Source organism: Kitasatospora sp. NPDC059146 (assembly GCF_042786665.1).
Lineage (GTDB): Bacteria > Actinomycetota > Actinomycetes > Streptomycetales > Streptomycetaceae > Kitasatospora.
In genome coordinates this window covers 1-21,989 of record NZ_JBHZCY010000037.1, presented here as the reverse complement: position 1 = coordinate 21,989, position 21,989 = coordinate 1, and the positions used below count along the sequence as shown (strand labels likewise).

The following is a 21,989-nucleotide window of genomic DNA, read 5'->3' as shown; positions in this document are numbered from 1 at the left end:
CCTGAAGCGGGAGGCGGAGGCCGAACTGCCGCCTCCACCTTCCTCCTCGGGATGCGCCCGCGGTCGCGCGGATCGGTGCACCCGGGCCCGGCTGGGCTCTGCCGGTTTCGGTCACCCAGCGGTGAGCGGGGCGAGGCGTCGGCTGAGGCGGTGGACGGCCTCGGCGGTGCGGGGGTCGGTGGCGGCGGGGAAGGGCGCGACCGGCTGTGCCCGGGGGCCGATGACGACGCCGGTCCGGCCGGCCAGCGAGGCGTCGGTCGCGGCGAAGATCGAAGGCTTGGCCGCCACGGAGGCCGGGCCCGAGGTCGAGCGCTCGAACTTCCGCCGGACGAGCGGCCAGAGCAGGCGCAGGCCGGGGGAGACGATCCTGGGGTCGTGCAGGGTGCCGTCGGTCATGTCGGTGGCGGCGCCGCCGGGGTCTGCGGCGAAGACCGAGACGCCCGTGCCGTCGAGTCGGCCGGCCAGGTCGAGCGTGTAGGCGAGGTTGGCGAGTTTGGCGCGGCCGTACCAGTGGAAGCCGTAGTACCCGCCGGGCGGCTCGACGGCGTCGAAGGTCCGCTTGGCGACTCCGACCGCGCCCGAGGTCACGTTCACGATCCGGCTCGGCGCGCCGGACTGCAGCGAGGGCATCAGCAGTTCGGTCAGCAGGTACGGCGAGAGGTGGTTGAGGGCGAAGCTCGCCTCGATCCCGTCGACCGAGTCCCGCCGGTCCGCGAACATCGCGCCGACGTTGTTGACCAGGACGGTCAGTGGGCCCTCGGTGGTGATCCGCTCGGCGAGTGAGCGGACCGCGTCGAGCGAGGCGAGGTCGGCGGCCACGAACCGGGCGGGATGCGCCGGTGCCGTGGCGTTGATCCGTTCCACCGCACGGGCGCCGCGCTCGGCGTTGCGGCCGACCACGGTGACCGCCAGGCCGGCCGCGGCCAGTCCCAGGGCCGTCTCCCCGCCGATGCCGGCGGTTCCCGCTGTGACCAGCGCTGTCCTCCGCATGGCACACCCCTTCCAGCTGTACGAATATGCGGATGACGTATCCGCTTGCTTCACCGTAGCAGATGTGGATGGGCTATCCGTTTATCGATTCGGATGAGCCATCCAGTTAGACTGCTCCGATGACGACCCCACCTCTGCGCAAGGACGCCGCCCGCAACTGGGAGCAGATCGTCGCCGTGGCCCGTGATCTGGTGGACGCGGGTGTGCCCCTGCAGCTCAACGACGTCGCCCGCCGCGTCGGCATGGGCGTCGGTACCGTCTACCGGCACTTCCCGACCACCGAGGCGCTCCTGGAGACCGTCGCCACCCGCAGCCTGGAGCTGCTCGTCGCCCACGGCGAGCAGGCGCTGGACGACGACGACGATCCCTGGCGCGCCCTGGCCGGCTTCCTGGCCCGCAGCATCGAGGCGCAGGTCACCGACGCCTCGCTGTCCGCGGTCACCGCGGCGCCCACGGACGCCTTGCCGTACACCACCGAACTGAAGCGGACCCTGTGGTCGGTCGGTGGGCGGCTGCTCGACCGGGCCCGTGCTGCGGGAGTCGTGCGGGCCGACCTGACCTCCGCCGACCTGGTCCCGCTGATGTGCGGCATCGCCTACGCCGCGACCGTCCACGGCAGCGTGGGCGATGCCGTCGCGCGCACCGACACCGCCCAGCGCTATCTGACCGCTCTCCTGGAGGGTCTCCACACCGGCTGACCCGGGGCCGAGGAGGCGGGCGAAGTGGAGCCCGTAGTAGACGGGCACCGCCCGGTACAGGTGCGGTCCCGAGGAGGTCGCGCAGCCGACCGGGGCGAGCGACGCCGGTGTGCAGTGGCTGAACTTCGGCAACAACGGGCTGGTCTACGGTCAGGACGCGCGGGGGAACCGCGTCCCCGACCGCGGATGCCGCCGTCAGCGCAGGGAGCGGACCGCCGGGCTGGTGGCGACCAGGGCGGCGCAGGTGAGGACGGCGGTGCCGGAGGCCAGGAACAGGGTGGTCGTGCCGTACGGGAGCAGGGCGCCGGCCAGGACGTAGGAGAACGGGTCGAAGGCCACCGTGGCCAGCACGACGAGGCTGAGCACCCGGCCCAACAGGTGCTCGGGCACCCGTTCCTGGAGGGTGGCCACGACGACCACGCCGAGGAACCCGGAGCCGAGGCCGATGAGCGAGGCCACGGCCGTCGCGGTGAGGACCTGGGTGACGGCGGCGAGGCCGACCATGCCCGCGCCGATCGCGGCGACGCCGCCGACCACGGTCCGGCCGCGCCGGGCGGGCGGTCGCCGGCCGGCCGCCAGGGAGCCGGCCAGCGAGCCGGCGCCGAAGCCGGAGAGCACGATGCCCAGGGCGCCCGCGCCGCCGAGGCGTTGGTCGGCGAGGACGGCGCCGCCCACCAGGACGGGGCCGACGACCGCGAGGTTGATCAGGGCGATGGCCGCGAGCATGCCCCGGACCACGGGCTCGCGCCAGGCGTACCCCAGCCCGGTGGTGAGGGCGCGCAGGTTGCCGGGCTGCTCGTCGCCGTCGCCCTTGTCGTCGCGGTCGCCGGTGCGTCGGACCACCCGGGCGAGGGTGCTGAAAGCGGCGGCGGCCAGGGCGGCCATCGCCGTGATCCCGCCGAGCGTGGCGGGGAAGCCGGCCGCGGCGATGCAGCCGGCGGCCACCGCCGGGCCGACCAGGTCGCCGCCCGACTCCGCGCCCTGCACCAGCCCGTTGACCCGGGCGAGCTGCTCGGTCGGCACGACGGCGGGCAGCAGCGCCAGCGCCGCGGGGAAGTACGCGGCGTCGGCGGCGCCGAGCAGGCCGCCGAGCAGCGCGACGGTGGTCAGCGACGGCGCGGCGAAGGTGACCAGGGCGCCGAGGGTGAGCAGCACGGCGACCCGGAGCCAGGCGGCGGCGGCCACCACCCGGTCGGGGCCGAGGCGGTCGACCAGTACTCCGGCGGGCGGCAGCAGCACCGCCCGGGGCAGGGCCACCGCCACCAGGACGAACCCGGTGGCGAGGCCGGGCTGCGCCAGGTCGAGCACGTAGAGGGTCAGCCACACGATGAACAGCGCGTCGGTCACGGCCGCCAGGCCCTGGCCGACGACCAGGCGCCGCAGGTGCGACCGGCCGAGCCGGCCGTGGCGCTCGCCGATCGTCACTCTCCGCTCCTCCGTGGTCGGGACGGTCAGGCGATGTGGGTACCGCCGTCGACGGTCAGGGTGGTGCCGGTGACGTAGGACGACGCGTCGGAGACGAGGAAGACCAGTGCGGCGGCGAGTTCCTCGGGCCGCCCGAGGCGGCCGGAGAGCACCCGGGGCAGCACCGCCTCCAGGTAGCCCTCGGCGTAGCCGTCGGTCATCGGGGAGGGGAACAGGCCGGGGGCGAGGGCGTTGACCCGGATGCCCCGGCCGGGGGTCCACTGCTGGGCGAGGTCGCGGGTGAGCCCGAGGAGCCCGGCCTTGGAGGCCGAGTAGGCGGCCTGCGGCAGGCCGCCGGTGACCAGGGCCAGGATGCTGGAGACGTTGACGACGGCACTGCCGGGCCGCATCACCGCGCCGGCGGCCTGGGCCATCCAGTAGGCGCCGTTGAGGTTGGTGTCGACTACCTCGCGGAACTGCTCCGGGGTCTCCTCCTCCGCAGGTCGTTCGCCGCTGATCCCGGCGTTGTTGACGAGGATGTCCAGCCGCCCGAAGGCCCGTACGGCGGCGGTCACCAGCGCGCGGCAGTCGGCCGGTTCGGTGACGTCGGTCCGTACGGCGAGGGCCCGGCGGCCGAGCGCCTCGACGGTCGCGCGCACGGCCTCCAGGCGTTCGGCGCGCCGGGCGGCGAGCACGAGGTCGGCACCGGCCTCGGCCAGCGCGGTCGCGAAGGCCACACCCAGGCCGGAGGAGGCGCCGGTGACCACGGCGACGCGGCCGTCCAGCCGGAAGCGGTCGAGGACGCTCACCGGCGCCCGGCGACGTAGTCCACCGCGTCGCCGACCGTCCGCAGGTCCTTGACTCGGTCGTCGGGGATCTTCACCTCGAACCGGTCCTCGACCGCCACCGCGATCTCCATCATGGCCAGGGAGTCGACGTCGAGGTCGTCGGCGAAGGAGGTCTCGGCGCTCACGTCGGCGGAGTCGACGCCGAGGACCTCCTCGATGATCTCGGCGATGGCGTCCAGGATGTCGTGGTCGTTCGTCACGGGTTCCTCCGGAGGGTGACGGGGGTGCCAGGGGGCGGTCAGACGCCGAGGCGCCGGCGGTAGTCGACGAGGGTGCGCAGGAAGCCGTCCACCTGCTCCTCGGTGTGGCCCGCATGCGGGAACAGGCGCAGCAGCGCCTGGTTGCGGGTGACCGCCGGGTAGGAGAAGACGGGCACGAGGTAGCCGTCCTCGACGAACCACTCCCGCATCTGCAGGGCGGCGGCGTCGTTCCCGATCGGCACCGAGAGCATGTACGACTCGGTGGGCGTCGTCGCCGTACCGGCCTCGTGCATCCGGCGGCGCAGGCGGGCGGCATGGGCCAGGTAGTCGTCGACGATCCGGGGATCGGCGGCCAGGGCGGCGATCGTGCGGTCGGCCGCGTGGGCGGTCGGCGGCTGGATGGCGGCCGTGAACATCGAGGTGCCGGAGAGGAGTTCGAAGGCGTCGACGGCCGCCGCCGGACCGGCGATGGCGCCGCCCTCCAGCCCGATGGCCTTCGACAGCGACACCATGACGAAGTCGGCCCGTTCCCGGATCGCGGCCGCCTCCCGGGCGTAGGGGCGGTGCTCCGGCCCGTAGACCATGAAGCCGTTCGCGTCGTCGATCATGCTGACGGCGCCGTGCCGGTCGCACTCGTCGAGGATCTCCACGATCGGCCCCATGGTGCCGTCGGCCGAGTAGATGCTCTCGGCGATCACCACCGTCTTGCGGGCGCGGACCCGGCGCAGGATCCGGGCCAGGTCGGCGACGTCGTTGTGCCGGAAGGCGTGCACGTGGCGGCCGTAGTCGAGCCCCTGGAGGCCCTTCCAGATGCTCCAGTGGACGTCCCGGTCGACGACGAAGACGGTGTCGTGGTTGCGGACCTCGATCCCGTCGTCGAAGTGCGCGGAACTGCTCATGGCGTGCACGAACCCGATGTTGGCCAGCAGTCCGGTGGCGAAACTGATGGCGCGTTCCTTGCCGGTGTGGCGGGCGATCGTCTCCTCCAGCACCTGGTGCGGGCGGCAGATCCCCTGGGTCATCCGGGAGCCGCTGGTGCTCAGCCCGTGGGCCAGCGCCCCCTCGGCGAAGTGGCGCCGCACCGGGAGGTGGCGCTCCAGGTCGAGGAAGCTGATGCTGGCGAAGTTCACCAGCTCGCGGCCGTTGCGGACGACGGTCGGCCCGACCGGGCCGTCCACCACCGGCGGGCGGTACGCCGTGTCGTGGGTGTTGGCCTCGACGAAGGCGGCGAAGGCCCACGGGGCCAGGCGGTCCTCGGGCGGTGCGGTGCTGCGGGGCGCGGTCATGGTGAGGTCCCTCCTGCACGGTGGGCGCGGGGCGGCAGGGGTGGTGGCGGTGCTGCTGGTGTTGCTGCTGGTGCGGGCTGTGCGGGCTGTGCGGGCAGTCCGGGCGGTGCGGGCGGTGCGGGCTCCAGGGCGGCGGCGAGGTGGCCGAGCGAGGCCGTTCCGGCCAGTTCGTCCGACGCGATCCCGGTGAGGCCGGACCGGCGGAGCAGCGCCAGCAGACGGGGGACGGCGACCAGGGTGACGCCGTGGTCGGCCAGACAGCGGTTCAGGTCCACGGTGTCCGGGCTGCCGGGTCCGCCTGGTCCGCCGGGGCCACCAGGTGCGGCGGCGGTGGCGACGGCGGCGGCCAGCGCCCGTTCGGCGGCCGTGCCGGGCGGGCGGCGCGGGACCCGCAGCGCTTCGGCGCGGGTCGTGGTGGTGGCGCCGGGCCCGGCCGGGGAGAGTACGTAGCGGCCCGGGGCCAGCAGGCCCGGAACCTCGTCGAGGTGGTCCAGCACGTGGCGGTGCAGGTCCTCCGGGGTGACGCCGGGGGCGGTGCGGGCCCGGGCGACGAGGTGCGGCTCCTCGTCCGCCCCCGTCACCTCCCCGCCGGGCGCCACCGTCACGTCGAGCACCCCGGGGCAGTCGCGCAGCACCGCCGCGACCGCGGCCGGGCGCACCCAGCCCTGCGGGGCGCGCCACCACCCGGGGGCGGCCGGTGCGGTCGGGCGCGCCGGGACGGGGCACTCGGCGCCGTCGGCCGCCGCGCGCAGCAGGGCGCACAGCCGGACGGGCAGGGCGGCGGCCTGCCCGGCGTCGAGCAGGTGGTCCCCGACGGTGACGTCGAGGGTGACGGCCCCCGCGTCGAGGGCGAGGTCGACGTAGAGCGTGTCGCAGGGCTCGTCGGGCGCGCTGCGGAGCCAGCCGTCGCCCGACCCGTCCGGCGCGGTGCCCGGCACCGGCACCGGCGCCGGTGCCGGGGCCGGGACCGGGGGGTCGAGGTACCCCGGGACCAGGTACCCCGGGACGAGGTAACCGCGCGGCCAGGAGTAGCAGTTGTACTCGATGGTGGGCACCGTCCTGACCCCGCGGCGACGGTCCGTCCGCGCCTGGGCGGCGACCAGTTCGGCAGGCCGCCAGTGGCCGTACCGGTAGGCCGTCGCGGAGGCGGCGGCGACCGAGGCGACCACCTCGCCGAAGGCCGCGCCCGGACGCAGGTCGATCTGCACCGGGACGGTCAGGGCCCGGACCCCGATGCTGCCCCGCACGGCGGCCCGGGCCCGGTTGGAGACCACCACCGAGGCGAGGAAGCGGAGTTCGCCGGTACGCGCGGCGACGTCGTGGGCCAGCGCCGCGAGCACGACGACCTCGGGGCTGACCAGGTGGCGCCGGGCGATGTGGCGCAGGTGCCGGTAGGCGCTCACCGAGCGGTGCTGGAGTCGGTGGCGCCCGGTGCCGTCCGGGGACCCGCCGAACGGGGCCAGAACCCCGGTGGGGTTGTCCGCGAGGCGCGTCAGCCACTCCCGCTCCGCCGCGCGGGCCCGCTCCGGCGTCTGGGTGGCGAGCGCGTCGAGCGGCTGCGAGGCCGTCCCCAACGGTGCCGCCGTGCCGCGCAGTTGATCGTGCAGCTGGTCGAGCAGCACGGCCAGCCCCCACCCGTCGATCAGCACGTGGTGGGCGGCGATCAGCACCGCCCGCGGCTGCCCCGCCGTCAGCAGCACCCGGGCGAGCCAGGGCGGGTTCCGCTCGGGGTCGATCGGGCGGGCGGCCAGGGCCGCGGTGGCGGCCTCCAGGGTGGCGGCGTCGACCACCGGCACGTCCAGGTGGTCGACCGGCAGCGGCGCCCAGTGCGCGCGGTGCACGTGCTGGACCGGGCACAGCGGATCGACGGTGGTGCGCAGCGCCTCGTGCCGGGCGGTCAGGGCGGCGAGCGCCGCGTGGACGTCGGCGAGGGAGGCCGACGGCGGGACGTGGCAGTGGTCGGCGAGCGGCGTCGGGTTCACCCGCCGCGCCGGGGGCACGGTGCGCTCGAACCAGTGCCACTCCTGGACCCAGGTCAGCGGCCCGCTGCGGGTGACGGTGCCGGCGCCGGTCGCGGTGCCGGCGGTGGCGGTCTCCGGACGGCGGTGCACGGCCGGCCCTCAGACCGCTCGGACCACGAGGGCGGCATTGTGGCCCCCGAAACCGAAGGAGTTGCTGAGCGCGATCCGCAGGCGCTCGTGGTGCTGCGCCCGGTGCGGCACGAAGTTGATCTCCGGGTCGATCGGCTCGTCGCAGTTGACGGTCGGCGGGACGTCGCCCGTGCGCAGGACCTGGATCGACGCCACCAGCTCGACGGCCCCGGCGGCACCGATCATGTGCCCGGTCATCGACTTGGTGGAGCTGACCGGGATCCGGGTGACCCGCTCGCCCAGCACCCGGCGCAGCACCGCCGTCTCGGTGGCGTCGTTCAGCAGCGTTCCGGTGCCGTGCGCGTTGACGTAGTCCACGTCCGCCCCGGTGATCCCCGCGTCGCGCAGCGCCGCCTCGACGGCGAGGCACGCGCCCCGCCCCTGCGGGTGCGGCGCGGTCCAGTGGTGGGCGTCCGAACTCGCCCCGTAGCCCGCGAGTTCGGCCAGCGCCGTGGCGCCCCGACGCTCGGCCGTCCCGGCGGCCTCCAGGACCAGCACGGCCGCTCCCTCGCTCATCACGAACCCGTCCCGGTGCGCGTCGAACGGCCGGCAGGCCGCCGTCGGGTCGTCGTTGCGCCGGGACAGCGCGCGGGCGTTGCCGCTGCCCGCGAGGTCGACGGCGGTGACACAGGCGTCCGCGCCGCCGGCCAGCACGACGTCGGCCTCGCCGGTGGCGATCATGCGCATCCCGGCGCCGACCGCGTCCGCGCCGCTGGCGCACGCCGTGCTCTGGGCCCGGCTCGGTCCCCAGGCCCCGATGCGCATGCTGATCTCCCCGGCGGCGCTGTCCATGGCGGTCGTGACCTGGGCGAACGGGCTGATCGCCCGCGGCCCCCGGGCGCGCAGGGTGTCGGCGGCCCGGTAGATCGACCCGACCGGGCCGTAGCCGCTGCCGATGACCACGGCGACCCTCGGCGCCAGGCCGTCGTCGACGACCAGTCCGGCGTGCCCGCACGCCTCCAGCGCCGCGGCCAGGGCGTACTGGGCGTACGGGTCGGTGCGACGGCGGACCGCCGGCGGCATGTAACGGTCGGGTACGAAGCCGCGGACCTGCCCGCCGATCCGGACGTCCAGACCGGTCACGTCGATCGCGTCCACGGCGGCGATGCCGCTGCGCCCGGCCAGCATCGCCGTCCAGGTCTCCCCGGCGCTGTGGCCGAGCGGGGTCACCGCCCCGTACCCGGTGACGACCACCCGGCGCCGGTACCGGCCGTACCCGGCGTCAACCCGCGCTCCGGTGCCGGTCATTGGGGCACCGCCCCGGCGTCGCGGACGGCCGGGAGGACGTCGTCGGGGGAGACCGGCACCAGGAGCACGGCGGTGCCGCCCCGGGCGCAGAACCGGCGTGCGGTGCGGAGTTCGGCGGTGAGCGCGGCTTTGTCGCGCAGCACCCGGCAGTGGACGTCCGGCCCGTCCACGGCGGGCGGCGGCGAGCCCGGGCGGGTGAAGGCATGGTGTTCGGCGTCGAGGCCGAGGCGGGCGCGCTGGGCGTCCAGCCAGCCGTAGCCGCCGTTGCACAGCACCACGTACAGCACGCCGCCGTGGCTGCGGGCGGTGGCGGCGATGTCCGCGCGGGCCGCGAGGAAGGCGCCGTCCCCGACGAACGCGGTGACCTCGTGGTCCGGGGCGGCCCGCTTGACCCCGATGGCCGCGGCCGCGCCGAAGCCCAGCGGGGTCTGCTCCGAGGGCACCACGGACCCGCCGCCGACCCGGAAGGGGAAGCCGTAGGACCACATGTCCTGCAGCCCGTTCTCCTGGACCAGCACGCGGGGCCCGTCGGCGGTGGCGTCGAGCACGGCGAGCAGCTCGGCGACGCGGATCCCCGGCAGGGTCGCCGCGCGGGCCAACTCGGCCGCCGCGTCCAGCTCCAGGGCCTTGCGGGCGGCGGCGATGTCGTCCGCCCAGAGGCCGACGGCCTCCGCGCGCCCGGCCCCGCCGTCCTGCTCCAACGCGCGCGTCCAGCCGAGCACGGCATGCCGGGCGTCGCCGAGCACGCGCGGGCCCGGGAACTCCGCCGACAGCCCGGCCGGATCCAGGTTGACCTGGACCACCGGGACCGGCGGCCACGGCTCCCCGCCCTCGACGACCGTCTCCTCCAGCCGGCCGGCGAGCGACACCACCAGGTCACAGGAGGCCCACAACTCCCTTGCGGGGCGCCCGGCGTAGAGGCCCGCCACGCCGCAGAACAGCGGGTGGTGCTCGTCCACGGCGCCCCGGCCGGAGGCGGTGGTGAACAGCGCCGCGCCGAGGCGGTCGGCGAGGCGCTCGACCGCGCCGCCGCCGTTGCGGTGCCGCATCCCGCCGCCCACCAGCAGCACCGGACGCCGGCTCGCGCGCAGTGCCGCCAGGGCCGGGCCCGGCGTCGTCCGGGGGAGCGGCTCGGCGTCGAACAGCGGTTCCGGCAGGCTCGGCCGCGCTCCGGGGACGAGCACCTCGGCCGTGCGGACGTCGTCGGGCACCTCCAGGTACACCGGCCCGGCCGGCGGCCCCACGGCCCGGGTCAGGGCCGTCACCGTCGCGGGGACGACCCGGTCCGGGTGCCCCACCCGGTGCGCCCAGCGGACCAGTGGCGCCGTCACGGCGACCTGGTCGAGTTCCTGGAACCCGCCACTGCCCCGGCGGCGTTCGGGCGTGCCGGCGGCGAGCACCAGCACGGGCGCGCCGGACTCGCGCGCCTCCAGCAGCCCGGTGGCCGCGTGGGTGACGGCCGGGCCCTTGCCCAGCGCGCAGACCGCGAGCCGACCCGACTGCAGCGCGTACCCGGTGGCCATGTACATCGCGTTGCGCTGGTCGCGGCACGGGACGAGGTCCAGGCCGGCGGCGTCGAGGGCGCGCAGCAGCTCCAGGTCGTCGCCGGGCAGTCCGAAGCAGGTGTCCACCCCGTGCGCCACCAGCAGCTCGACGATCGCCGACCAGGCGTCCGGGTGCCGCCGGTCCACCCGGCTCACTCCCCGACCGCCGTGACGGGGACGGCCGTGTCGGGGACCGCTGGGGCGAGGACGGCCGTGTCGGGGACGGCCGTCGGGAGGACCCGCGCCACGGCCTGCGACATCAGCAGCGGCTCGGCGCGCCGTTCGCCGCCGTAGGAGAGGTAGTTGGCGCGCAGCCCGAAGCCGCCGAACGGACGGTTGCCGTCCTCGGCGTCGAGCAGGGTGTGGTTGACGCAGGTGCGGTGACGCCTGGTCAGGACCTCCACCGTCGCCGGATCGTTCCCGTACACCATCGCGCCCAGTGCGCGCTCGCCGAAGTAGGGGCTCGCCAGCCGTTCGCGCAGCAGCCTCGCGCTGGGGTAGGCCACCACGTTGAACACCGGGGCGAACATCTCCTCCAGCGGGAGCTTGTCGTCGAAACCCCAGAGCAGCACGGTCGGTTCGACCTTGCGGGACGGCAGGTCGATGAGCCCGCCGTGCCGGATGCGGCGGGCGTGCCGCACCAGGTAGTCCGAGCAGTCGATCAGCGCCGAGTCGTAGAAGAGCGGGCCGTAGTCGGCGGCCGGGTCGCCGTTCGGACCGAAGCGCAGGGACGCGAGCTCGGCGGACAGCCGGTCGACGAACTCCTCGGTGCGGCCCTTCGGGGCGAACACGACGTCGGGACCGAAGCAGTCCTGGCCCGAATTGTAGAGCCGGATCCGCATGACGTCGTGCACGGCGAGTGCGAGATCGGCGTCGGGCGCGATCACGAAGGGGTTGATGCCGTGGCCGAAGAAGAGGAACAGCTGGTCCTCCGCCAGGCCTTCCCGAATGGTCTCGGCATTGGCGTAGTCACCGGTGAAGACGATCAGGTCGGCCTCGCGCACCGGTCCCGTCACGAACTTGCGCTGGCTGAGCCCGGAAAGGGTGATCGGCAGGCCGTGGACCGGTGCCAGCAGATCGTGCAGGCGCTGCATCTGGCCCCGGATTTCGGAGGACGGCCGGAAGGTTATTCTCTCGCTGTAGAGGGACGCCACCAGCATGTAGAGCGCATAGGAATAGAGCGGGATGTTGGAGGGCGTGAAGACCGCCGCCCGGGGCACGTGGCCGGGCCGGACGCGGCGGACCTCCTGTTCCGCGCCGTCGAGGGCGGCGAGGAAGGAGCGGATCTCGGTGGTGGCGGTGCGGTGGGGCGAGACCTCGGTGAGGATCCGCAGCACCGCGTCCTCGTGGTCGGCCACGTACCGGCGTACCGCGCGCAGCGCGTCGACCCGGTCGGGGAAGGGGATGCGGTAGTCGTCCGGGGTGGTGGGCGGGGCCGTGGTGTCGGCGGTCGTCCGGTGCGACGCGGGCAGCGAGGTCATGGCGATCTTCTCCAGAACGGCCCGGTCGGGCTTTCCCGTGTTGGTGAGCGGCAGCGAGGGAAGCACCACGACCTGGTCGGGCTGCTCGTAGCGGGCCAGCAGCGGACGCAACAGCCCTTTCCAGTGGGCGGGTTGGTGGCCGTCCGGGTCCTCGACCACGAACACCAGGCGGCAGCCCAGGCGGGCGTCGGGCACGGCGACGACCTCCGTCCGCGCCCCGGCCGCCCCGGCCCGCTCGGCGAGGTGGTCGGGGTAGAGCGTGTGCCCCTCCCGGTGCACGGCGTGCTTGCGCCCGATCGGGAAGACCCGGCCGGCGTCGTCGAGCAGCCCGATGTCCCCGGTGCGGTGCACCGCACCCGGGACCGGGACGATCTCGCCGTCCTCGCCGAGCAGACCCGTCATCAGGCCCGCGCTGCGGACCACGAGCTCGCCGAGCCGACCGCAGGGGAGCGGCCTGCCGTGCTCGTCGTGGACCTCGACGACCACCCCCGGCAGCGGGGTGCCGCAGCCGACCGGATCGGCGGGCGGCGCCAGCGCGACGTTCCCCAGCTCCGTCGCCCCGTAGCCGTCGAGCAGGTGCCGGCCCGTACGGGCGTGGAAGCGGGCCGCCAGGCTGCGTCCCAGCGGCGCGCCGCCCACGCACCAGGCCCGTACCGTCCCCAGCGCGCCCACCAGCGCGGGGCGGCGGTCGAGCAGGTTGAGCAGGCTGTAGTAGGTCGACGGCGCCGCGTCCACGACGGTGAGGCCGTGCTCCAGGCCGACCGCGAGCGCGTGGTCCAGACGCGTGCTCGGCCCGTAGACCACCAGCGTGCCCCCGCCCAGCCACCAGCAGAGCACCAGCGAGAGACCGTACTGGTGCGAGTACGGCAGCACGGGCAGGAAGACGTCGTCGGGCCGGTAGCCCATGCGGTCCGCGCTGAGCGCGAGGTTGTCCAGGATCGACCGGCCGGAGCGCACGATGCCCTTGGGGCTGCCCGTCGTGCCCGAGGACCACGAGATCGCGGCATCCCGCCGCCGGGCCCAGCCCGCGGGATCGGGCTCGGCCGCCGTCGCCGTCGCCGCACCGCTCCGCGGCGCCGCCGCCTCGACCGCGCCGTCGCCGAGGTCGAGCACCACCCGGGCCAGCTGCCGGATCCGGGCCCGCTGGGCGGGGGTGGCCCGGTGATCGGCCAGCACCACCGAGGCGTCGAGGTGGACGAGCGCGAGCAGCACGACGACCCATTCCGGCGAATTGGCCCCGCTCATCATCACCCGCGAACCGGGCCGGACATTTCTGTGGGCGAGGAGTTCGGTGGCACCGAATACCCGGGCCAGGATTTCCTCGGTCTCCCAGATGCGCCCCTCGGGCGATATCAAACGCCTGGAAATGGGCAACTCGTGCTCCTTGGTACCAGGTGGTCGAAAGCGACTATCGCATACCCGGAGAACGGTGTCGAGGGCTACTCTGAAACCCGTGGCATGTACGGGGAATCTGAATACCCGAGTGACAAAAGGGATATGTGGAGATTCGATTCTCCAGCGTGGGAATGATTCCAGTCATTTCCCTTTTCCGGATTCTTCGCCACGCGTTCGACGGGGTTCCGACCCGGGGTCGAGGTCGAGGCCGAGGTCGGGCCCGGTGTCGGGTCTGGGGTCAGGGCCGGGCTGTCGGCGGGGACCGTCCACTCGGATGAGCGGCACAAGTTCGGCGGGCAATAGGGCGCGCGTCGGCCGGGGTTGGCGTCGAGAGGGTCGGCGCCGAGCGGGGTGAGGGTGTGCCGCACGGTGCGTCCCCGCCGGGTGGTCGCCACCAGTCCGGCCGCACGCAGCGCCGCCGCGTGCGCCGAGGCCGCCAGGGGCCTGATGCCCAGGCGCCCGGCCATCCGCTCGTAGCGGGCGAGGTCGTTGCGGATGGCGTCGTCGCCGGTGGCGGTGATGTCGTCCAGCTCGTCGTTCAGCCGTTGACAGTGCCCGAGGACGTCCGCGCCGAGGAAGTCCGGCATCCCCTCGCTGCTCGCGTTGACCAGGTCGATGAACGGCGCGGCCTTCGCCGGTGCCTGCGCCCGCACCCGGCGCCACCGTCGTTCCCGGGTGCTCGATGCGCCGACGTAGCGACCCTGCGAGGCCCCGACGGCCCCAGCGGCAGGTGGTCCACCGGAGAACTGCTGAACCGGGTCCGCGCCACGTCCCGCACACCGAGAACGCGCTCGATCACGTCGTTCACCTCGCGCCCGACCAGCCGTGGGGGACGGGTCTTCCCCACTTCGGCCCCGGTCGCAGCCGGTTCTGCGGACTCCGGTTCGCGCGTGGCGCCCGGGGTGGGGGCGGACGGTGCCGCGGGTGTGGGGGTCGGCGGGTGGCCGGATCGCCGGGGTGCGGCGGCGGGAAAGTGACTTGATCGATCGTCACATTCAGTGAAAGCGTGGACGCGTTCTGTGGTGATCGCGTGGCCGTCGGTAGCCCTACGGCCACCGGACGTGAGGTGGCGGCTTGACGGAGCAGCAGCACTTGGCGAAGGTCTACGGCGACCGGGCCTACGTGCACACGACGACGGTGCGGCACCAGGGGAGCACGGTCGCGTTCGCGATGGACGACCAACGGCGCCTCGTCTACAGCGTCCTGGACCTGTCCCGGCACGACGAGGCGAAGGGCGAGGCCGACGCGGCCTACTGGTCGGAGGACCCGCTGACGCTGCGCTTCCCGGCCGAGGTGGCCCGGGTCGGCTACGCGGTGGCGGGCTCGGTGCGGATGCCGGTGGTCAAGCGCGGAGGCCGGGTGGAGGCGGACGCGGCGGAGCGGCTGGAGGAGCAGGAGCTGGACCGGTTCCTGTCCAGCACCGCCCGGCTCGGCGCCGCCGCCCCCTTCCACGTCGTCTCCGACGGCACCCACGTCTACGTGCTGCGCCAGTCGGTGCGGGCCGACCACCCGGACGCGGTGTTCCGGCTCGCCGACGGCACCGGCTCCTCCGGCGACCCCGCCCGCACGGACTACCTGGCCACGGAGGGCGGGCGCAAGGTCGCGGTGGTCGACGCGACCCTGTTGTGCGACCGCTTCGTGCTGGCCGGCGGCGAGTTGAAGCCGGTGCTGGAGGTCCGCTACCGCCGGAGCCGGCACAAGGGTCGCCCGGACTCCGCCAAGGACAGCCTCGGCACCCAGGACATGGAGGGGCGGCCGTTCGTCGAGCCGACCCAGGAGCTGTCCTTCGTCCGCAACCTCTCCGAGGGCCGCTTCGCCGCCCTGCTGGTACCCACCGCCGTGCACGGCCGGGAGCGCTGGCAGGTCTTCGCCCACAACGACGCCACCGGCCGGATCGACGCCTTCAGCGTCCAACGCAGCCGGGACGGCCTCTTCGACACCCGGGGCACCCAGGCCTGGACCAGCCCCGACCCGCGCCACCGGAACGCCGTCTACGAGAGCGCGCCCGGCACCTGCCCGTTCACCGGCCGTCCGCTGGTCCCCGCCGAGGACGGGGGCGGCCGGGCGGGGACGGCGCTGCGCTTCGACGGCGTCGACGACCTGGCCGAACTGCCGAGCAGCGCCCTCGACCTGGCCGACTCCGACTTCACCGTGGAGTTCTGGGCCCGGCGCACCGCCACCGGCGGCCGTGAGGACTTCCTGATCGGCCACGGCGCCTCCAGCGGCGTCCGGCTGCGCACCTTGCACATCGGCTTCCGCCCGGACGACACCTTCACCTTCGCCTTCTTCCACGACGACCTGGACATCCCGCAGCGCACCACCGACACCGACTGGCACCACTGGGCCTGCGTCTTCACCCGGGACACCCGCGAGCAGGTCGTCTACCGCGACGGCGTCGAAGTCGGCCGCCGCACCACGGACATGCCGTACGCCGGCCTCGGCGGCCTCACCCTGGGACGCGGTGCCCGCTCCTTCGGCCGCGGAGAGCTGGACGAGGTGCGGATCTGGCTCCGCCCGCGCGGCGGCGCGGAGATCGCCGCCGACCGCGGCCGCCGGCTGATCGGCAACGAACCCGGGCTGGCCGTCTACTACCGCTTCGACGAGGGCTCCAGCACCACCCTGCACGACCAGACCGACCACGCCCGGCACGCCGCGCTGAGCGGCGGCCCCGCCTGGGTCACCTCGGACGCCCCCGTCGGCGAGGACTCCGGGGTGAGCCGCAGCAGCTTCGCCTTCACCGGGCGCCGGGTGGTCTCCGGCCTGTCCGCGCTGCTGCACCACCAGCAGGAGGCCGCGCCCGCCGGCTACGACCAGGCGTCCAAGCCGGTCAAGCGCCAGGCCAGGGTGCTGCTCGCCTGCACCACCGGCGGGCCCGACCCGGTGACCGGCCGGGCCACCGACGAGGCCTACGTCGCCACCGTGGACCTCGGCGTGGGCCGGGACGGCCGGCTGGCCCAGGTGCCGGAGGAGCTGGCGCTGCCGGTGCTGGCCGCGCCGGAGTCCAGCGGGACGGTCGACGCGGCCGGGGAGGTGGACGCCCAGGTGGCGAAACTGGCCCGGGACGTCGCCGCCACCGAGGCCGAGATCACCCGACTCCAGCTGGAGACCGCCGAGATCCCCGACGTCGAGCGCCAACGCGCCGAGGTGCGCGCCGAGTTGGAGAGCGACTACTCCTACTGGCGCTACCGGCTGCGGTTCAAGCTGCAGAAGGACGGCAAGGACCAGTACCTCGCGGTGCAGGGCGACCGCAAGGACAGCGTCGCCCCGCTGGTGCGCACCGCCGACCGGCAGGCCGCGTCCACGGTCTGGACCTTCGAGCCGACCGGCACCACGATCAACGGCTTCGCCTGCTGCTTCGTCAAGAACGTCAACTCCGGACTCGACATGAACGTCGACAACCGGCGGACCGGCAACGACATCCCCCTGATCCAGTACCGCCGGGAGGCCGACAACGCCGCCACCCACTTCGCGCTCGACGGCTGGAACGGCTACAGCCTGGTGGCCCGGCACAGCCACCAGCTGGTCGCGGCCCGGGACAGCCAGGGCGACCGCATCGTCCAGTACGACTACGCGACGGCGAAAGACTCCGGCGAGGGCGTCCTCATCCTGGAGCGGATCGACAACTCGCTGAAGTCCAACCCCACCACCGACCGGCTCAGCCGGCAGATCTCCGAGCTCACCGAGCGCCTGGAGCTCCTCGGCACCAAGCAGGACCGGCTCGCCCAGCAGCGCCGCGCCCTGACCGCCCAGCAGGCCGCTCTCGCCGCCAAGCAGGAGGAACTGGGCCGACTCACCGGCGGCGTGCGCGGATCCGACGACATCGCCCTGCCGGTGCCGCAGCTGACCGTCGACCGCACCGGCCTGAGCGGCTCCGGCGCGCTGCTGGGCTTCGCCCGCGCCGCCGACCGCCCTTTCCTGCTGGACAGCGCCACCGGCAACGTCGTGCTCTACTTCCGGGGCTCCAACCGCCAGTTCTTCGCCGCCTACTACGACAGCCAGGTGCTGCGCTCCTCCCGGCAGCTGGCCGCCGGCGCGCGGACGGTCTCCTTCACGGCCCGGGACGCGGGCACCGACCTCACCGGGACCGGGATCACCGTCGAGGCCGGGGACGGCCCGACGCAGGTCACCCTCACCATCCGGCACGGCGGGCAGACCGAGAAGTGGTCGCACCTGCCCCGCCGGGCCGAGGACTTCGCCGCCGTGGTCAACGGCGCGGCCGAGCAGCCCGTCACGATCGGCTCGGTCCTGCGGATCGACGGCGACGTGGTGCAGTTCACCGAGGGCACCCTCGCCCCGCTGGCCGGCCCCGGCTTCGTGACCGTCGGCGGCCACGGCTTCCGCTTCGAGGGCAGCCACCCCGCCGGGTCGAAGTCGCTGCGCCTCGGCGCGGGTGCGGAGCCGGCCCTGCTGAAGCCCGGGATGAGCGTGCAGCGGGTGCGCTACGACCACCGCTGGTCCGAGTCCTCGCAGCCCGGCAGCACCCTCGCCGAGGGCTCCCGGCTGATCACCGTCGACCCCGGGGGCCTGGCCGAACTGCCCCTGGGCAGTGCGGACGGCCTGGCGCGCGGCCACGGCGGGCGCTGGCGGGCCGACATGCCGGGCCGGGCCTACGCCTTCGACGGCAAGGGCCGCTTCCTGGCCCTGCCCGCCGGGCAGCTGCCCCGGGCGGCGACCCCGGGCGACCTCACCCTGGAGACCTGGGTCAACCCGGAGCGGGTCGAGGGTCCGGTGCGGCTGCTGCACGCCAACGCCGGGGACACCCCGTACGGCCTCGGCCTGCTCGGCACCCAGGCGACCTCCGGGCTGGTCTTCGACGGCACGGACGACGCCGCCGTGGTGCCCGACGCCTTCGGCTTCGGCGACGGCGACTTCACGGTGGAGTTCTGGGCCCAGCGCACCAAGGTCGACAGCCGGCCGCACATGGTGCTCGGGCACAGCGGTGCCGAGGGGCGCGCCAACGAGAGCCTGCACATCGGCTTCCGCAAGAACGGCTTCTTCACCTTCGCCTTCTACGGCGACGACCTGGACACCACCAAGCGGTTCTCCGACACCAAGTGGCACCACTGGGCCTGCGTGTTCCAGCGGGAGACCCGCCAGCAGGTGATCTACCTGGACGGGCAGGAGATCGCCCGGCGCACCGCCGACGCCCCGTACCGAGGGCAGGGCCGGCTCTCGCTGGGCACCGTGCTGTGCTGGCCCACCGAGTTCGCCGCCGTCCGGCTGGACGAGGTCCGGCTCTGGTCCAAGGCACGCGGCGGCGAGGAGCTGCGGGCCGGCCAGGGGCGGCGGCTGAGCGGCAACGAGGCGGGGCTGCTCGGCTACTGGACGTACTCGGCGCCCGAACCCGGTGCGCAGGCCGTCCTGACCGACCGCTCCGGGAACAACCGGCACGCCGAACTGCGCGGCATGCCGAAGCCCGTCCCGGCCCGCTCGCCGATCGCCGACGGCGGCCACCGGGTCGTCGGGTACGTCGGCGACCGCCGCGTGGTCAGCCGGGATGCCTTCCCGCTGCGCGAGTGGAGCCACCTCGCCCTGGCCTACCAGCAGTCCTGGGCGGTCGAGTTGACCGGCGACGCCTATCTCGACGTCCCGGACGACGACGCGCTGGACATCGCCGACGACCTGACGCTGGAGGTGTTCGCCCGCGTCGACCGCCTCGGCGAGACCCAGGGCCTGCTCTCCAAGGGCCGCACCGCCGACGGCGTCGGCGGCAGCGTGCCCTACCGGCTGGCCGTCCTCCCGGACGGGCGGCTGGAGTTCGCCTTCGAGGAGCCCGACGGCCGGGCCGTGCGCTTCACCTCCACCGAGGGCGTGAAGGCCGGGCAGTTCCACCGCATCGCCGTGGTCCGCAAGGGCGGCCGCTCGATGCAGGAGCAGAAGGGCACCAGGCAGATCACCGCGACCGGCGCCGACGGCAAGCCGGTGACCCAGAGCGTCGAGCTGGTGGAGTCGCTGGCCGTGCGCGAGTGGCAGGACATCCGCTTCCACCTGGACGGCCGGGAGATCGGTGCCGGCCGCTACGAGGGGGCCGGGCCGCGCGGCAACGACGCGCCGCTGGAGCTCGGCCGGGCCCGCGAGGGCGCCACCGTCCAGCAGCTGGCCGGGGTGCTCGCCGAGGTCCGGATCTGGGGCGCCGCCCGGGACGCCGCCCGGCTCGGCAGCGCCGTCACCGCCCGGGACCGCGGCCTGGTCGCGCACTGGCGCTTCGAGGAGAACGCGGGCAGCACGGCCGCCGACGCCACCGGCTCGCACCCGGCGCGGCTGCGCGGCGCCCGGTGGGTCCGCAACCCCGACCCGCGCGGCAGCGTCTTCCGGCTGCACCGCAACGGCGTCGCCGTGGCCTGCGACCCGGCCGACACCCAGGGCCTGCCCGACACCGCCGCCTTCGCCCCCGCCGGTGACGCGCAGCTGACCCTGGGCGCGGTGCTCAAGCGGGGCAAGCCCGTCGAGGCCTTCGAAGGCGTGCTGGAGGAGGTGCGGATCTGGCGCACCGCCCGCACCCACGAACAGCTGCTGGACAACCTGTTCACCCGGCTCAAGGGTGAGAAGGAGGACCTGGTCGCCTACTGGCCGTTCGACCGGGACTCCACCGAGGCGGGCACCGCCCAGGTCCGCGACGAGGGCCTGCGCGGCAACCACCTGGAGTTCGGCCCGGAGGCCACCCGCCCGCGCACCGTGCTCTCCACCGCCCCGGTCTCCAACGACGCCGCCCAGGTCCGCTCCGCCCTGGCCGGCCTGCGCAACGCGTTCCACCAGAGCGTCTCGGCCGCCCCGGCGGTCGCCGAGTACGCCGACATGCAGTACGGCTCGCGCGGTGAGGCCTTCGGCGTCCTCAAGCGCGCCTACAGCTACCTCCAGGACGGCCGCTGGCACCTGGTCACCGGCTACAAGGTCGGCGAGCTGGTCAGCGAGTGGGTCAGCCAGGTCCAGTTCGACCCCCAGCTGATCGGCTACGTCGAGGGCGCCCCGCCGATCCCCTCGGAGAACCTCACCGCGGGCCTGACCGACCCGGGCAGCGACACCTTCGAGGGCGCCTCCACGGTCAAGCTCACCGAGGCCGAACAGGTCGTCCGCTCGCTGTCCTCCGCCAAGGAGCGCAGCGTGGACGCCGCCTTCGGCTTCGCGCTCTCCAACGAGGTGGACGTCGACGTCTGGATGATCACCGCGCCGCTGGGATTCGGCATCGCCAAGTCCATCGCCAAGGGCGGGGTCTCGGCGAGCGTGCGGGGCAACCTGGAGTTCTCCAACAGCTGGGCCGAGGACACCTCCGTCTCCCAGGGCGAGAACACCGCCCGGACCACCAAGGTCTCGCTCACCGGCCACTGGGAGGACCCGGGCCGACTGCTCAACCCCACCGCCGGGCGCAGGTACGTGCCGGCCAACACCGGCTTCGCCGTCGTGCAGTCGCAGACCGCCGACGTCTTCGCGCTGCGCCTGGCGCACAGCGGCGCGCTGGTCGCCTACCGCATCCAGCCCAACCCCGACATCCCCAAGGACTGGAACGTCGTCCCGTTCCCGATCAACCCCCGCTACACCAAGCAGGGCACCCTGGACGGCACCGTCGGCTTCGACGAACGCGGCAAGGTCGCCGACCCCGACTACCGGGGCGGCCGGGAACGGGGCGAGTACAGCTACTTCAAGCCCCGCGAGGCGTACGCGCTCAAGCGCCGCATCCAGCGCGACCAGCAGCGCCTGCACAGCTACTACGACAGCGTCTCCACCGAGACCCACGCCCCCGACCCGCTCGCCCAGAAGGCCGGCCGGGTGCTCGGTGGCGCGATCGGCGCGGACGCCGCCCCGGCCCGCGGCCGGGAGAGCGCCGACAGCGCCACCGGACAGGGCTTCTCCCGCCGGGACCTGGTCAACACCTACGTCTGGACGGCCGCCGGCGGCTTCTTCGCCGAGACCACCGAGACCACCGACGTGGTCAGTGAGACCACGGCCGGCTCGTACTCGCTCTCCGGCTCGGTCGGCACCTCCATCGGCACCTCCTTCCAGATCGCGGGCATCGGCATCGGCGCCCAGCTCGACGCCTCCGTCGGCGGCGGGATGACCGCCACCCGGGCCCGCGGCAAGGAGGCCACCCGCTCCTTCGGACTGGAGGTGGAGGTCGCCCCCAGCAGCAACCTCCAGAGCTACGACACCGACCGCAACCCGGTCTTCGACCGGGACGGGAACCCCGTCAAGGTGCCCGGCAAGGTGGACGCCTACCGCTTCCTCAGCTTCTACCTCGGCGAGGACAGCGAGCACTTCGACAGCTTCTTCCACAAGGTCGTCGACCCGGTCTGGCTGGAGAACGGCAACGACCCCAACGCGGCGGCGCTGCGCCAGGCCCGCCAGGCGGACCGCAAGCCGCCGTGCTGGCGGGTGCTGCACCGGGTCACTTTCGTCAGCAGGGTCCTGCCCGACATCCCGCCGGCCGACGCGCCCCCGCTGGAGAAGGCGATGCGGCAGCTGGACGTGGAGAGCAACTACGAACTCGTCCGCCGCCTCGACCCCTACGTGAAGTCCGCCGCCACCGGCCTGCCCGAACTGGCCGAGGCCACCCGGGCGACGCTGGCCCGGGAGTTGCCGGAGCTGCTTCCGCACGCCGCCGACGTGATCGGCTTCCTCGCCCAGTACTACGGCGTGGACGCCTGAGCCCGGTCGGGGCCCCCCGCCGGGCCCCGCCCCGCCCCCGGGCCCCCCCCGGCCCCCGCCCCGGGGGGCGCCGCCCGCGATGCCCGGGGCGAGGGGCCCCCGCCC

12 protein-coding genes are annotated in these 21,989 nt (G+C 74.4%); 2 read left to right on the top strand and 10 right to left on the bottom strand.

Annotation, left to right across the window (positions count from 1 at the left end; translation table 11 throughout):
- Window positions 1-111 precede the first annotated feature (111 nt).
- Entirely contained in the window at window positions 112-990 is an 879-nt protein-coding gene (locus ACFXPX_RS18125; RefSeq protein ID WP_380642151.1) for an SDR family NAD(P)-dependent oxidoreductase, read from the bottom strand.
- A gap of 119 nt (window positions 991-1,109) precedes the next feature.
- On the opposite strand from ACFXPX_RS18125, the gene ACFXPX_RS18120 reads away from it, so the two are divergent.
- Window positions 1,110-1,688 (top strand): TetR/AcrR family transcriptional regulator, encoded by a 579-nt coding sequence (locus ACFXPX_RS18120; protein WP_380642149.1) that lies wholly within the window; start codon window positions 1,110-1,112, stop codon window positions 1,686-1,688.
- A 195-nt stretch (window positions 1,689-1,883) separates the two neighbouring features.
- Here the strand turns inward: ACFXPX_RS18120 and ACFXPX_RS18115 are convergent, their stop codons facing one another.
- The 9 genes from ACFXPX_RS18115 to ACFXPX_RS18075 all read right to left on the bottom strand — a co-directional run bounded on the left by ACFXPX_RS18115 (window position 1,884) and on the right by ACFXPX_RS18075 (window position 13,897).
- Entirely contained in the window at window positions 1,884-3,113 is a 1,230-nt protein-coding gene (locus tag ACFXPX_RS18115) for an MFS transporter (protein ID WP_380642147.1), read from the bottom strand.
- A 26-nt stretch (window positions 3,114-3,139) separates the two neighbouring features.
- Window positions 3,140-3,901: an SDR family NAD(P)-dependent oxidoreductase gene (locus tag ACFXPX_RS18110; RefSeq protein ID WP_380523298.1), complete on the bottom strand. Its 762-nt coding sequence runs from the start codon at window positions 3,899-3,901 to the stop codon at window positions 3,140-3,142.
- Window positions 3,898-4,140, bottom strand: coding sequence for an acyl carrier protein (locus ACFXPX_RS18105; RefSeq protein ID WP_380523299.1), 243 nt, complete (start codon window positions 4,138-4,140; stop codon window positions 3,898-3,900). Before ACFXPX_RS18105 ends, ACFXPX_RS18110 begins: the two co-directional genes overlap by 4 nt.
- Before the next feature lie 38 nt (window positions 4,141-4,178).
- Entirely contained in the window at window positions 4,179-5,426 is a 1,248-nt protein-coding gene (locus ACFXPX_RS18100; RefSeq protein ID WP_380523300.1) for an aminotransferase class I/II-fold pyridoxal phosphate-dependent enzyme, read from the bottom strand.
- Window positions 5,423-7,537, bottom strand: coding sequence for a condensation domain-containing protein (locus ACFXPX_RS18095; protein ID WP_380642145.1), 2,115 nt, complete (start codon window positions 7,535-7,537; stop codon window positions 5,423-5,425). The genes ACFXPX_RS18100 and ACFXPX_RS18095 overlap by 4 nt, the downstream gene beginning before the upstream one ends.
- Window positions 7,538-7,546: 9 nt before the next feature.
- Entirely contained in the window at window positions 7,547-8,824 is a 1,278-nt protein-coding gene (gene fabF, locus ACFXPX_RS18090) for a beta-ketoacyl-ACP synthase II (protein ID WP_380531719.1), read from the bottom strand.
- Window positions 8,821-10,515, bottom strand: a complete 1,695-nt coding sequence (locus tag ACFXPX_RS18085) for a thiamine pyrophosphate-binding protein (RefSeq protein ID WP_380642143.1) — start codon at window positions 10,513-10,515, stop codon at window positions 8,821-8,823. The genes fabF and ACFXPX_RS18085 overlap by 4 nt, the downstream gene beginning before the upstream one ends.
- A gap of 5 nt (window positions 10,516-10,520) precedes the next feature.
- Window positions 10,521-13,223, bottom strand: coding sequence for an aldehyde dehydrogenase family protein (locus ACFXPX_RS18080; protein ID WP_380642141.1), 2,703 nt, complete (start codon window positions 13,221-13,223; stop codon window positions 10,521-10,523).
- Window positions 13,224-13,288: 65 nt separating this feature from the next.
- Window positions 13,289-13,897, bottom strand: a complete 609-nt coding sequence (locus ACFXPX_RS18075; protein WP_380642139.1) for a hypothetical protein — start codon at window positions 13,895-13,897, stop codon at window positions 13,289-13,291.
- A 421-nt stretch (window positions 13,898-14,318) separates the two neighbouring features.
- On the opposite strand from ACFXPX_RS18075, the gene ACFXPX_RS18070 reads away from it, so the two are divergent.
- Window positions 14,319-21,884 (top strand): LamG-like jellyroll fold domain-containing protein, encoded by a 7,566-nt coding sequence (locus ACFXPX_RS18070; protein ID WP_380642137.1) that lies wholly within the window; start codon window positions 14,319-14,321, stop codon window positions 21,882-21,884.
- Window positions 21,885-21,989: the final 105 nt, after the last annotated feature.

Excerpts from the sequence above, each read along its gene's own strand:
- ACFXPX_RS18125 (WP_380642151.1), bottom strand. The coding sequence starts at position 990 with ATGCGGAGGACAGCGCTGGTCACAGCGGGAACCGCCGGCATCGGCGGG.
- ACFXPX_RS18120 (WP_380642149.1), top strand. The coding sequence starts at position 1,110 with ATGACGACCCCACCTCTGCGCAAGGACGCCGCCCGCAACTGGGAGCAG.
- ACFXPX_RS18100 (WP_380523300.1), bottom strand. The coding sequence starts at position 5,426 with ATGACCGCGCCCCGCAGCACCGCACCGCCCGAGGACCGCCTGGCCCCG.
- fabF (WP_380531719.1), bottom strand. The coding sequence starts at position 8,824 with ATGACCGGCACCGGAGCGCGGGTTGACGCCGGGTACGGCCGGTACCGG.